The sequence below is a fragment of the Maribacter chungangensis genome (assembly GCF_042676845.1).
Taxonomy (GTDB): domain Bacteria; phylum Bacteroidota; class Bacteroidia; order Flavobacteriales; family Flavobacteriaceae; genus Maribacter; species Maribacter chungangensis.
The window spans coordinates 1,025,801-1,039,043 of record NZ_JBHTHY010000003.1 but is presented as its reverse complement, the minus strand read 5'-3'; the positions used below and the strand labels follow the sequence as shown (position 1 = coordinate 1,039,043).

General features: G+C 42.3%; 9 protein-coding genes. 5 read left to right on the top strand and 4 right to left on the bottom strand.

Features of this window, described 5'->3' with window-relative positions:
- Window positions 1-30 precede the first annotated feature (30 nt).
- The 3 genes from ACFQZJ_RS04280 to radC are packed head-to-tail and all read right to left on the bottom strand — an operon-like array spanning window position 31 to window position 2,707.
- Complete coding sequence (locus ACFQZJ_RS04280; RefSeq protein WP_379932556.1) at window positions 31-720, bottom strand: YjjG family noncanonical pyrimidine nucleotidase; 690 nt, start codon at window positions 718-720, stop codon at window positions 31-33.
- Window positions 713-1,960: a polysaccharide deacetylase family protein gene (locus tag ACFQZJ_RS04275; RefSeq protein ID WP_379932555.1), complete on the bottom strand. Its 1,248-nt coding sequence runs from the start codon at window positions 1,958-1,960 to the stop codon at window positions 713-715. Before ACFQZJ_RS04275 ends, ACFQZJ_RS04280 begins: the two co-directional genes overlap by 8 nt.
- Before the next feature lie 48 nt (window positions 1,961-2,008).
- On the bottom strand, window positions 2,009-2,707 hold the full coding sequence (radC, locus tag ACFQZJ_RS04270; protein ID WP_379932553.1) for a RadC family protein: 699 nt from the start codon (window positions 2,705-2,707) through the stop codon (window positions 2,009-2,011).
- Window positions 2,708-2,772: 65 nt separating this feature from the next.
- Between radC and ACFQZJ_RS04265 the strand changes: the two genes are divergently transcribed.
- On the top strand, window positions 2,773-3,216 hold the full coding sequence (locus tag ACFQZJ_RS04265) for a DUF1569 domain-containing protein (RefSeq protein ID WP_379932552.1): 444 nt from the start codon (window positions 2,773-2,775) through the stop codon (window positions 3,214-3,216).
- A gap of 3 nt (window positions 3,217-3,219) precedes the next feature.
- Here ACFQZJ_RS04265 and ACFQZJ_RS04260 read toward each other — a convergent pair whose 3' ends face one another.
- Window positions 3,220-4,575 (bottom strand): UDP-N-acetylmuramate--L-alanine ligase, encoded by a 1,356-nt coding sequence (locus tag ACFQZJ_RS04260; protein WP_379932551.1) that lies wholly within the window; start codon window positions 4,573-4,575, stop codon window positions 3,220-3,222.
- Between the two features lie 89 nt (window positions 4,576-4,664).
- On the opposite strand from ACFQZJ_RS04260, the gene ACFQZJ_RS04255 reads away from it, so the two are divergent.
- The 4 genes from ACFQZJ_RS04255 to ACFQZJ_RS04240 all read left to right on the top strand — a co-directional run bounded on the left by ACFQZJ_RS04255 (window position 4,665) and on the right by ACFQZJ_RS04240 (window position 13,159).
- Window positions 4,665-4,982: a cupin domain-containing protein gene (locus ACFQZJ_RS04255; protein WP_379932550.1), complete on the top strand. Its 318-nt coding sequence runs from the start codon at window positions 4,665-4,667 to the stop codon at window positions 4,980-4,982.
- Between the two features lie 133 nt (window positions 4,983-5,115).
- Complete coding sequence (locus ACFQZJ_RS04250) at window positions 5,116-5,901, top strand: SDR family oxidoreductase (protein ID WP_379932549.1); 786 nt, start codon at window positions 5,116-5,118, stop codon at window positions 5,899-5,901.
- Window positions 5,902-6,447: 546 nt separating this feature from the next.
- On the top strand, window positions 6,448-6,822 hold the full coding sequence (locus ACFQZJ_RS04245) for a LytR/AlgR family response regulator transcription factor (RefSeq protein ID WP_379932547.1): 375 nt from the start codon (window positions 6,448-6,450) through the stop codon (window positions 6,820-6,822).
- 226 nt (window positions 6,823-7,048) lie between these two features.
- Window positions 7,049-13,159, top strand: a complete 6,111-nt coding sequence (locus tag ACFQZJ_RS04240; RefSeq protein ID WP_379932546.1) for an alpha-2-macroglobulin family protein — start codon at window positions 7,049-7,051, stop codon at window positions 13,157-13,159.
- Window positions 13,160-13,243 lie beyond the last annotated feature (84 nt).

The following is a 13,243-nucleotide window of genomic DNA, read 5'->3' as shown; positions in this document are numbered from 1 at the left end:
CAGAAAAGTTACGCTATAGTAGTATTAACTCTATAAATAGGTTTTTATTTCCCGTAGCTCTCCAATCATTGGGCTATGCTCGTGCCTTGCCTCCCCATGGGCGTTGAAATGCAAGGCGTGCAGACCTGCCGCTTTGGCCCCAAGAATATCGGCCTCCAAGCTATCACCTATCATTAGGGACGTTTCCGGCCTTACGTTCGCTTTTTCCAATGCTAGGTTAAAAATAACGGGGTTAGGCTTTTTTACCCCTGCCATTTCCGAATCAATTACTTGTTTAAAATAAGTGTAGATTCCAGCGTTTCGTAGTTTCTTTTCCTGTATTTCCTGAAAACCATTGGTTATGATATGAAGTTGGTAATTTGGCTTTAAGTAATCAAGCACCTCCTGCGCATTAGGAAACAAATTAGTATGGGAGGACAGCTGATCAATATACGCTTCTGCGATACTATTTATGGTCCTATCCGACACCTGATACTCCAAACGGTCAAATACGGATTTGAGCCTTTGGTAGCGCAGTTCCGCTTTTGTTATCCGCTCTTCCCTGTACATTCTCCAAAACACCAAATTCGCCGGCACATAGACCTCGAGGAACTTTTTCAAGGGAACCGTGATATCGTGCTCCGGTAGAATACGCTCGAATGTGAGGGCCGAATTTTTTTCAAAATCCCACAAGGTATGGTCAAGGTCAAAAAAAACATCTGTGATTATTTCTTTAAACATTATAAGCAGTTATTACGTTCTTATATATTCTTTTCCAATCAAAATTCTCCTCACCTCCAAGGAGTTCATTTGAAAAAACCGTTACAAAAGCACCTTCTACATTCTTGATTTCCGTATAGATATCCTTTATTTTTTCTTCAATTTGTTTTTCGCTTTTAGCCGTTACCAAAGCATAATCATGAAGGGCAAAGGGATGCACCTTAACCGGCTGTTGCACTTCTAAAGGAATATCATAAAACTGAAACGGGGTACAGGTACCCGCCCTAAAGCCTATTTCGCTGGTATACCCCATTGTAAAATCATTCGTAAACTCTGCCGTTACCAGATTCCGATACGATTGTGGAACATCGACCCTATTATACCGCATCCTAGAATAAGTTACGGGCCTATTGATTACGTTTTCTAAATTATTCTTTTCTTTCTTTAATAGTTCTATATCACTAAATGAACTATAAGAAGCAGCTAGCGCCACCTTTGAATAATCCGCTATGTATTTAATGAGCGATTTAAAACGATTGCTATTTGTTGATACATTCTTATCGTATTTGGAATAATCGGCAAACTGAAAAAAGAAGATGCTTTTTACCCCATAGCTTTGATGCCATGCTATAAGTTGTTCGAAATTGTCATAAGGGTCTTTTCTCCGTTTAATCCCTACCATGATGCGCTCCCATACACGCTTTAATTTAAACGTACCCAAGTCCAATAAAAATCCTGCCAAGCCACGGAACAAGCCTCTGTTGGCGTAGGAATGCGATGTGGTAACATCCAAGACAGATAAAAAATTGTACTTTCTTTGTTTAGATAGGAGTTCGGGAAATTTTTCCTTTAGAAGTTCCAACAGCTTTAACGCCCAAATATCTATAACGGGACGATGTAAAAAATCGTTCTGATAGGCGATACTATCCTTTGGTGAAAACCTACCGTGGATATCCTTTACATGGGGCAAGTACTCTTCGTATCTACTTAACAAATAAAAACTTGCGGCAAAAACATCAAAAGGAACAGCACTGCGTTCCCCTGTAGGAAAAAAGCAAGGTGTACCTTCCCAATCATTAATCTGTATCTGAATGTCATTGATGCCCTGTTCAAAAAGAAGGTCGTTACTTCGTATAAAAAATTCGTTCTGTAACGGCTGTTTGGTGTAGGTTATCTTTTCATCGGTATGTTTTATAAAGTCTTCGATCGTTGTAGTAAAACCGATATCTATGCCCAAAATCTTCGTGAAGATTTGTTTCATAGTATAGGTAAACCTAGGGGTAATCTTATGGGTATATATGAGTAACATTTAGAGGAGTTGATTATCCGCAAAACTAAAATAGTCTTTCTGCGTTACTATGAGGTGGTCCAAAACCTTAATATCCAAAGATTCCGAAGCTGTCTTAATTTTCTGTGTAATCTGTTTATCGGCATTACTAGGTTTTAAGGTCCCACTTGGATGATTGTGTGCCAAAATAAGCCCTACCGCGCCCAACTCCAAACTTTGCTTCATAAGAATACGGACATCTACCAAGGTACCCGTAATGCCGCCCTTACTCAATTGCGCCTTATGCAGGATTTTGTTCGAATTATTTAGGTACATCACCCAGAACTCCTCATGTTCCAATTCTCCTATAATAGGTTGCAATACCTCAAAAGCATCCTTACTACTTCCAATTTTTGTTACCTGTAAAGCTTCTTCCCCTCTCCTTCGCCTACCAATTTCCAATGCTGCCGCTATGGTCACGGCCTTGGCCTCGCCAATACCTTTAAAAGTCATAAGCTGCTTGGTAGAAAGCTTTCCCAACTCGTTTAGGTTATTACCGGCGGATGCAAGAATGCGTTTGGATAGTTCCACGGCACTCTCGGACCTACTACCGGACCCAATAAGAATAGCGATCAGTTCTGCATCCGATAAGAAAGATCTTCCTTTAATTAGGAGTTTCTCCCTTGGTTTATCGTCGTCCGACCAGTGTTTTATGGAAAAAGAGGTAGGCTTTTCTTGCATTGGCTAAAGATAGCGAACTAATTATTTTATTGTAAATTTCATCATTAAATAAAAGTGTAAAAAAGATGAAATCCTTACTCACCACAGAAGGTCATAAAGAAATTACCGATCGTTTGTCAAAACTATCTGAAGACTCCGAACGTCAATGGGGCAAAATGACAGTAGGCCAAATGGCTTGGCACTGCCAATATCCCTTAAAATTGGCCATAGCGAACAAAGAGAATACCTCTAAAGGCAATTGGTTCATCAAGACCTTTTTTAAAAAGTCGCTCTATAATGATAAACCTTGGCGCAAAAATTTACCCACCGCGCCACAATTAAAAGCAACGGCACCGAAAGATTTTATTCATGAATCGACCATTCTTAAAAATCTAGTAGATGAATTTGCTGCGTTGCACAACAGGGATATATGGCATCCACATCCTGCTTTTGGTCCGTTTACCAAAGAGCAATGGGGACAGCTGCAGTACAAACATTTGGACCATCACCTAAAACAATTTGGAGTTTAAGTGCTATTCCATCAAGCTTTGAATACTTTTTAGGTCCAATCCGCCATAATTTCCAGAGCTCATCAACAGTAATGTTGCGTGCTTATAATCGGCTTTATTTACATAGGCATGGAAGGAAGCGGCGTCGGTAAAGACCTTTAAATCCTTTTTTTGGAACGCCTCCGCAATTTGATCAGGGGTAACTGCATCCAATTTCTTAATGGCCACGGATTCCGGTAAATAGAAGATTACGGCCTCATCGGCCGCATTCAGTGCTCCTTTGTATTCTTTTAAAAATTCCGGATTAAAACTACTGTAGGTATGCAGTTCCAAACAGGCGATAAACCTACGGTTTGGATATTGTTCCTTTACGGCCTTTGTAGTTGCGGCTACTTTACTGGGCGAGTGTGCAAAATCCTTATAAGCGACACTGGTTTTCCCTTCGGCTATTTTCTCCAATCGTTTGGATGCCCCTTTAAAGGTAGCAATGGCCTCATAAAAGTCATCTTCGTCTACGCCCATGTTCTGGCATATCCATTTGGCCCCTGCAAGGTTACTAAGATTATGTTCTCCAAAAACTTCAATAGGCATTGGACCTTCCGGTGTAGTTAACAGCGTCTGGCCATTTTCCACTTCGTAATCCGGTGTTTCGTAACCTAATTTTCGAATAGTATTCTCGGAAGTTTCAACAACCTTAACAACTTCGGCGTCCTCTAGGTTATAGGTAATGCTTCCGCCACTTACAATACTATCCACAAAAATCCGAAACTGTTCCACATAATTTTCAAAAGTGGGAAACACATTAATATGGTCCCAGGCAATACCGCTCAGCAAAGCAATATTGGGTTTATACAAGTGAAATTTTGGTCGGCGGTCTATTGGGGAGGACAAATATTCATCTCCCTCCAACACTATAAAATCGTTATCGTCCGTCAAATGCACCATACGATCAAAACCTTCTAACTGGGCACCCACCATATAATCTACCTCGCGATCATGAAAATCAAGTACATGAAGAATCATAGAGGTAATCGTTGTCTTACCGTGACTACCGCCTATAACCACGCGCGTTTTATTTTTGGATTGCTCATAAAGGAACTCGGGATAGGAATAAATAGTCAATCCCAATTCCTGAGCTTTCAACAATTCGGGATTATCGGCTTTTGCATGCATTCCCAAAACAATGGCATCTAATCCAGCGTGAATTTTCTCCGGAAACCATCCAAAAGCAGCCGGCAAAAGCCCTTTTTTTTCAAGTCTACTTTTTGAAGGTTCAAAAATAACATCGTCACTTCCTGTAATGGAATAACCTTTGTGTTCCAGGGCCAAGGCCAAATTATGCATGGCACTGCCGCCAATGGCGATAAAATGAATTTTCATGAAATCGGTTTAAGGAACAAAGATAGGGATTGAACTCAGCATCGAAAACCGAGACATTATAATTATCTTAGTCGATAAAAACAACTGATATGTCGTTGAACCTTTCTACCCTACCTTCCAAAGAGATAATGCCGGGTTATCATGGCAAACTGGTGCACTCGGAAACCATGTCCATAGCGTTCTGGACCGTAACCAAAAATGCGGAAGTCCCCGAACATTCACATGTAAACGAACAAATTATGCATGTGATGGAAGGGGAATTTGAATTTACCTTGGATGGCGTCACTAAAATTTACCGGCCTGGAGATATCGTGGTCATCTCCGCACATCAAAAACATAGTGGGAAAGCAATAACGGATTGTAAACTCATGGATGTATTTAGTCCCGCCAGGGAGGAGTATAAGTAAAAGCCCTAAAAAGCCCCCTAACCCCCGAAGGGGGAACTCTTACTCCATGTGTAAAAGTGTGCCTTATTGGCCTAAAATGCATGTTAGTTCGGAGAGCACATGACGATAATTTTAAAATGAAAAATGTAAGGAAATGAAAATATCTCTTTTAGGAAAAAAGGCTTTGGTTGGCGGTAGTAGTGGCGGAATCGGTAAAGCAATTGCAGAACAGTTAGCAGCGAGCGGAGCTAGTGTTACCCTAATGGCAAGAAATGAAAATAAACTAAAAACGGTCGTAGCTGGTTTAGCAACTTCAGAAGGGCAATTGCATCAATACCTCGTTGTAGATTTTTCTGATTTAGAGGGATACAAAAAACGTATCTCTACCTATTTTGAATCTAATTCCGTGGATATTCTGGTGAACAACACCCAAGGCCCGCCCGCAGGAAATGCACTGGAGAAAAAAGTGGAGGATTACCAAGATGCCTTTGACCTACTTTTTAAAACCGTTGTTCACACCACCGAATTGGCATTGGCAAATATGGTCAAAAATCAATGGGGCCGTATCATCAATGTTGCATCTGTTTCCGTAAAAGAACCTTTATCCTATTTGGCCTTATCCAATTCTATTCGGGCCAGTCTGGTCACTTGGGCAAAGTCCTTGGCCACCGATGTAGGAGCAGAACAAATTACCGTGAACAGTATTCTAACCGGGTATTTTGATACGGAGCGGATCGCGCAGCTGAACACAAAAAAAGCAGCGCAATTGGGTATCTCGCCAAACGACGTGTTGACCGATATGAAATCTAAAGTACCCTTAAAGCGTATTGGCGACCCAAAGGAATATGGCTATTTGGTTGCCTTTTTGGCGTCCGATAAGGCAGCCTACATTTCCGGCACACAAATCCCCATTGATGGAGGCCTGCTGAAAAGCCTTTAAGAGCCCTGTCCTTAACCACGTGTTTTTCTCGTTTTACCAATCTTTTGGAACGGAATTCACCGGTAACCATAATTACACACAGGAGTTTGATTATCCCTCAACGGAAGCACAGGAAGGCAAAACACTTAAAATTGGTGGTTCTCGTTAATGCTCATGCCATACTTGGTTTTGCCCCATGATATAAAGAAAACCATGCGTGGGCTTAAACCCAAACAATGTGTTGGAAAAAGGTTATAATACCATTTCTCAATTTAACCCAAATAATGTGTTGGAACTTCGTTATGAAGCATCGAGATACGCTTAATACAAAGATTACATCGACTTTTGGCATAACACCGCTATGGTTAAGCGGAGTATCGCTTAGGCCCGATCGAGAAAAGTAATACAACCACAACACTTAAATAAGCTTGGAGCTGCACCACAAATTCTACCATTTAATCTGGGTTAAAAGTACCGTTCATACACCCTTTTTATACATTCGTCCCTTAAATTAAACTCCGATGTAGAAATGCTCTAAGTTTGTTTACAGAATTAAGGATTTACAGCATGAAAATCGACCTTGTTATCGTAGATGATTCTACATTGTGGCTATCCATAGCAGAGAAATTGGCGAAAGCACACCCCCAAGTAGAAAGTGTGGCTACCTTCACAGATGCCATGGACGCTTGGATTTATTTACAGGTGAACAGTGCCAATGTCCTTATGACGGACATAGAAATGCCATGGATGAACGGACTTTCTTTTTTATCCATGTTCGGTCAAAAAATACATGTGATCTCCACATCTACCAAAATTGGGTTTAAACCGCTTACCGCCGAACGCGGGAGTATCGAATTCTTATCCAAACCATTCTCAAAAGTTGCCTTTAACCAAGCTCTGGAAAAGGTACACAAATTGATAGCGCATCCGCAATTGACCTAGACTGCAAGGACCAAAGCCTTCCACCCAACTTGGCCAATACTTCGTTTTAACACTTACCGGCAGCTTAGGCTTTTACTGTACTATTCCCTTACCCAAAAGTACCGTTCCCTCACTTTTCATTGTTTACAGGGAACTTTGGCTACATCTTTGTATGTAACTTTGTAACTGCATACGCAACTTGGCGGTACACCGTTCTCATTGAAGCGTATAGCCTAATCAATCCGTAATGAAACATATTGTAACACTTATAACGATACTCCTATTTTCTCAAATGGCACCATCGCAACAAAACAAAGAATCCTTTGAAACACTTTGGCAACAAGTCGAAAAGCTGGAGAGGGAGGCGCTAACAAAATCAGCTTTAAAGACTGTGAACTCCATTTCCGAAAAGGCCAAAAAAGAAAAGAATGCACCGCAGATCGTTAAGGCCTTACTGTATACGTCAAAGTATGCCATGATCCTGGAAGAAGATGCCCAATTGAACATCGTAAATGACTTTAAGAGGGAAATAGATCAAACCGAATTCCCTGCTAAAAATGTGCTGGAAAACTATTTGGCCAACTTATACTGGCAATTCTTTCAACAAAATAGATATCGATTTTACAACCGGTCCAAAACCGATGTAAAGGTTGATTCCGTGGATTTCAGGACCTGGGACTTAACGACCTTGTTCCAGGAAATCGACACCCATTTTGAGCGTTCTTTGGAAAATGAATCCCAATTAAAGACCGTTTCCGTATCCAGTTTTAATGCTATTTTACACCGGCAAAAAGGCTCGGAAGATTACCGCCCAACCCTCTTTGACCTCTTGGCACAAAATGCGCTTACCTTCTGTAGCACCAATGAAAATAGCATTACAAGACCTGCGGACAAGTTTGAAATTGACAATCCAGCGTTTTTAAGCCATGGAGATGCCTTCACACAATTGAATATTGAAACTGCCGACAACACCTCCTTACAGGCCAAAGCCTTGTGCATATTTCAGCAACTTTTGGCACTGCACCTACCATCAACACATCCATATCGCTTTGCGGAAGTCAATATCCAAAGGCTGAAGTTCGTATACCAACATGCTGTTTTTGAGAATAAGGACGAGCGGTATCTAGAGGAGCTTAAAAATGGGGCGTCGACTGTAAAGGGGAAACCTGCAGCCGGATTGTACCTATACGAGCAAGCCGTACTTCTAAATCAACAAGGAAATACCTACCAACCCAAGACTAACGAAGATAAGCGTTGGAAAACCAAAGCAGCACTAGAATTGTGTGAGCAGGTCATCAAAGAAATTCCCGAAAGTCGCGGCGCAGAAAAATGTAAAGCTTTAAAGACCCAGATACTTTCCCGTAGTGTACAATTGACTACGGAACGGCATATCCCCATTAATAAAACAGGGCGATTATTGGTGAACTACAAAAACTACAATGGCCTGCAATTAACCGCTCGCCGTATCACCGAAAAACAATGGAATATACTTGAAGATTTATATCCGAAGGAAAAGAAATTGGCCTTTATAAAAAAATTATCCATTGTAAAAACATGGGAGGGGACACTCAAAAATGAAAACGATTACCAATCCCACAGCACCGAGATATCCCTACCTCCTTTGGATAATGGGGAATACATCATCTTAGCGGAACCAAAGGACGAAACCGACAAGACCTTTGCCTACACCCAGGTGCAAGCCACTAATTTGGCATTGGTAGAAACACAGACCGAAACCCACCAGGAGTATCAAGTGGTGCATCGAAACAACGGAACACCAATCGCCGGGGCAACATTGACCTTTCGCTACCGTCTTAACTATGATGGCAAACGACTGAGAAAAACACTGGTTTCCGATAAAACGGGAATGGTCTCTATACAAAGAGCGGAGAAAGAATGGAGTGATGTTAGTATCACCGTCACACACGAAAAGGATACTGCTTTTTACAGCAATTATTACCTTTACAGAGGCTATGACCAAAACACGCCCAGCCCGTCCTACCCCTGTTTCCTGTTTACGGACAGGAGTGTTTACAGACCGGGACAAGCCTTATATTTTAAGGGAATTGCCCTAAAACGCGCCCAAGAAAGCTCCGCGATTTTAGCGAATACTACCGTTTCCGTTACCCTTAAGGACGTTAACGGACAAGCAGTGAATACCACCGATTTTAAAACTAACGAATACGGTTCCTTTTCCGGGGAATTTATCTTGCCCAGCAACGGACTTACAGGTCAGTTTTCGTTACAAGCGCGTTCCAAAGCATATAACCTAAACGGATATGCCAATTTTTCGGTTGAGGAATACAAACGGCCTAAATTCGAGACTTCTTTTGAACCAATTACCGAAAGTTATAAGGTTAACGACAGCGTTATCGTAACCGGAACCGCAACAGCGTATGCGGGAAGCAGTATTACCGATGCCAAGGTTTCCTATCGCGTAAAACGCTCGGTGTACTATCCCAGATGGTACTACTGGCGCTACTCCTACAGAAATACAACGCCCCAAGAAATCGCTTTTGGTGAAACAAAAACAGATGGTTCCGGCGCCTATTCCATAAACTTTAAGGCTTTACCGGACAATACCACCGACAAAAAGAACTTGCCCACGTTCAATTATGAGGTAACCGCAGATGTGACAGATATAAATGGGGAAACGCATAGTACCACTACCTTTGTTACTGTTGGCTATCATACTATGACCGCCAATATGATGCTTCCAAACCCATTGGACAAAGAAAATAAGGACCAGAAATTATTCATTGCAACGAACAACCTCAACGGTCAATTCACGCCCGCCAAAGGCACGGTTAAAATGTATAAACTAAAAGCGCCCGAGCAGGTATTACGACCGCGCAAGTGGGCGGCACCCGATTATGCCGGTTTTACAAAATCCGAGTTCGAGGAACTGTATCCCAATGACGCCTTTACCAATGAACATGACGCTTCAACCTGGGAAAAAGGAGCCCTTGTTTGGCAGTCAGACTTCGACACCGGAAAATCCAAAGAACTCACATTGGGGAATATCAGAAGATGGGTGTCCGGTAAATATATGCTGGAATTGGTAAGTAAGGATAAATTTGGTCAGGAAGTAAAGGATGTTTTGGAAACCACCCTATTTAGCCCTAACGATCAAAAACTAGCCGATAATCAGTTGTTCAAGATTACTACGGACAAAAACAGCTATACGCCCGGTGACAAAGCAAAAGTGACCCTGTTTTCCAATGCCGAAAACATAGCCGTAACCGTAGCCATTGAAAAGAACCATAAGATCTTGGACACAAAAATCATCAGGTTGAATAAAAATTCCGCCAGCTTTACCGTACCGGTACGAGCCGAGGATATGGGAGGGTTCGCCATTTCCTATAGCTATGCCGTTTACAACCATTTTGAATCTGGCACCTTGAACATTCAAGTGCCCTACCCCAGTACCGATCTACAGATCGAAACCCTAACATTTAGGGACAAACTACAGCCGGGTACGGATGAAACCTGGTCTTTTAAAATCAAAGGCCCAAAAGGAGATAAAGTTGCCGCCGAACTGTTGGCGAGCATGTACGATGCCTCTTTGGATGCCTTTAGAGGCCATTATTGGAGTTTTAACCCCTTGGTGAAACCTACCTATTATTCCTATAGACGCGTAAATGCGCGGCGTTGCTTTACGAACAGTTCCTTTACCGCCTATCAGGATAATGAATCCTTTGGTTACTCAAATCCAAGTTTTGATTCTTTTAATTGGTTTGGATTTTATTTTGGTAATACTGTACGAATTCGTGGTTATGCAAGTGGTGTTACTAGTAGAATGATGAAAAAAGGTGCTCCTGGAGCAACAACTGAGATGATGATGGATGATGTGGCACTTGAGGAGTCCGTTGCAGGCGCTCCCATAGAGGCCGACATATCTTTTAGACTCGAATCAAAAGCTAACCCACTCGGTCCAGAAAGACCAGAGGAACAAAATAAGAACAACAAAAAAGAAGAAATTCAAATTCGAAAGAACCTACAGGAAACCGCTTTCTTCTTCCCGCAATTACAGACCAATGCGGAAGGCAGCATCTCCTTTAGTTTTACAACACCGGAGGCCTTGACCAAATGGAATTTACAATTATTGGCGCATACCAAGAACCTAGAAAGTTCCTATCGCACCCTACAAACGGTAACACAAAAAGAGTTGATGGTAACCCCCAATGCACCTCGATTTTTGCGAGAGGGCGATGAAATTGTAATCAGCTCAAAAATTACAAATCTCACGGAAAAAACACTATCAGGAGTTGCGAGATTGCAATTGATAGATGCAATCACAGGAAAAGACATAAGCGGTGATCTCATGAGTTCTCCCCTTTCGGGGGAGTTAGAGGGGGCGTTCAAAGTCGACTCCATGGGCAACACCCAAGTATCATGGCGTTTGCAAATCCCGGAAAACATACAAGCCGTGCAATATACCGTAACGGCCAAAGCGGGTGGTTTTAGTGATGGGGAACAAAACCTGTTACCCGTATTGACCAATCGCATGTTGGTAACGGAGACCCTACCGATGTGGGTGCGAAGTAAGCAAACCAAAACCTTTACGCTGGATAAGTTAAAAACGACCCGGTCCACAACGCTAAAACATCACAAACTGACTTTAGAGGTAACCAGCAATCCTGCTTGGTATGCGGTACAGGCACTGCCCTATTTGATGGAATATCCCTACGAGTGCAACGAGCAGACCTTCTCCAAATACTATGCGAATGCCTTGGCCAGCCATATTGCCAATAGCAATCCTCGGATTCAGGCCGTATTTAAACAATGGGCAAATTCCGATGCACTGTTGAGCAATCTGGAGAAAAATGAAGAATTGAAATCCCTCTTGATACAGGAAACACTCTGGTTACGTGATGCGCAGTCCGAAACCGAGCAGAAAAAACGTATTGCTTTATTGTTCAACTTGGACAAAATGAAAAATGAGCAGACTACCGCTCTGAACAAGTTACGTCAGAACCAAAAAGGTTCGGGCGCTTGGGCGTGGTTCAATGGTGGTCCGGACAGCCGCTTTGTAACCCAACATATTATTGCCGGGATGGGACACTTAAAACAACTCAATGTCACGCTGAGCCCTTCTTCGGTGCTCAGGCCAGGCTCCGTTGAAGCGCTAAATGGCAATATGCTTCAAAAAGCCATTCAATATTTGGACGCCCAGTTTGTTGAAGAGTATCAGCAAATGAAAAAGTACGCTACGAATATCAATGACGACCATTTGAGCCAGACCCAGATTCATTATTTGTACATGCGTAGTTTTTTCAAGGACATTAAAACATCCAAAAAGGTTAACGACATCCAAGATTATTATAAAGGACAAGCGCGAAAATATTGGAAAAACAAAGGATTGTACGCTAAAGGGATGCTGGCCTTGATCATGCACCGCTCTGCCGACACTGAAACTTCCGAGAAAATACTTAGGGCTTTAGAGGAAAACAGCATTACTTCGGATGAGTTGGGCATGTACTGGAGAGAAAATACCAGCTCGTGGCATTGGTACCAAGCCCCGATAGAAACCCAAGCTTTATTGATAGAAGCCTTTGCCGAAATCCACCCTAACGACATAAAAACCATTGACAATCTGAAAATTTGGTTGTTGAAGAACAAACAGACCAACCAATGGAAAACAACCAAGGCCACCACCGAAGCGGTTTATGCCCTATTACTCCAAGGTAGTGATTGGTTATCCGTTACCGATGCCGTTGCTATTTTGGTAGGGGGCGAAAAAATAGAACCGGCCAAACTGGAAAACGTGAAAGTCGAGGCAGGAACGGGCTACTATAAAACCGCTTGGAACGGGTCGGAAGTACAGCCCAAAATGGCCGAGGTACAAATTTCCAAAAAAGGCGACGGCATTGCCTGGGGTGCGTTATACTGGCAATATTTTGAGGATTTGGACAAGATTACCTCCGCTGAAACCCCTTTGAAATTGAAAAAGAAACTGTTTTTAAAGAAAAATACGGCTACCGGAGAGGAAATCTCCGAAATCACCAATAATACAAGTTTAAACGTTGGCGATCTGGTCCGTGTCCGTATTGAGCTACGCGCCGACCGCCCCATGGAATTTGTTCACATGAAGGATATGCGAGCCGCCGGTTTTGAGCCCGTAAACGTCATTTCCAGATACAAATGGCAAGACGGCTTGGGTTATTACGAGGCCACAAAAGACGCCAGCACCAATTTCTTTTTTGATTACCTTCCCAAGGGCGTTTATGTCTTTGAATATGATGTTCGGGTAAACAATGCGGGGAATTTCAGCAATGGCATCACTACGATACAGAGTATGTATGCGCCGGAATTTAGTAGTCACTCCGAGGGGGTACGGGTACTAGTTGAGGAATAGTTTTGGGTTGCTATGGTTTTAGGTTGAAAAGAAATCCACGTTGATTTGCTTATGACCGAAAAAAGATAGACTGCGTACGCCAAT

Coding starts and splice junctions, on each gene's coding strand:
- ACFQZJ_RS04280 (WP_379932556.1), bottom strand. CDS start 720: ATGTTTAAAGAAATAATCACAGATGTTTTTTTTGACCTTGACCATACC.
- ACFQZJ_RS04275 (WP_379932555.1), bottom strand. CDS start 1,960: ATGAAACAAATCTTCACGAAGATTTTGGGCATAGATATCGGTTTTACT.
- radC (WP_379932553.1), bottom strand. CDS start 2,707: ATGCAAGAAAAGCCTACCTCTTTTTCCATAAAACACTGGTCGGACGAC.
- ACFQZJ_RS04265 (WP_379932552.1), top strand. CDS start 2,773: ATGAAATCCTTACTCACCACAGAAGGTCATAAAGAAATTACCGATCGT.
- ACFQZJ_RS04260 (WP_379932551.1), bottom strand. CDS start 4,575: ATGAAAATTCATTTTATCGCCATTGGCGGCAGTGCCATGCATAATTTG.
- ACFQZJ_RS04255 (WP_379932550.1), top strand. CDS start 4,665: ATGTCGTTGAACCTTTCTACCCTACCTTCCAAAGAGATAATGCCGGGT.
- ACFQZJ_RS04250 (WP_379932549.1), top strand. CDS start 5,116: ATGAAAATATCTCTTTTAGGAAAAAAGGCTTTGGTTGGCGGTAGTAGT.
- ACFQZJ_RS04245 (WP_379932547.1), top strand. CDS start 6,448: ATGAAAATCGACCTTGTTATCGTAGATGATTCTACATTGTGGCTATCC.
- ACFQZJ_RS04240 (WP_379932546.1), top strand. CDS start 7,049: ATGAAACATATTGTAACACTTATAACGATACTCCTATTTTCTCAAATG.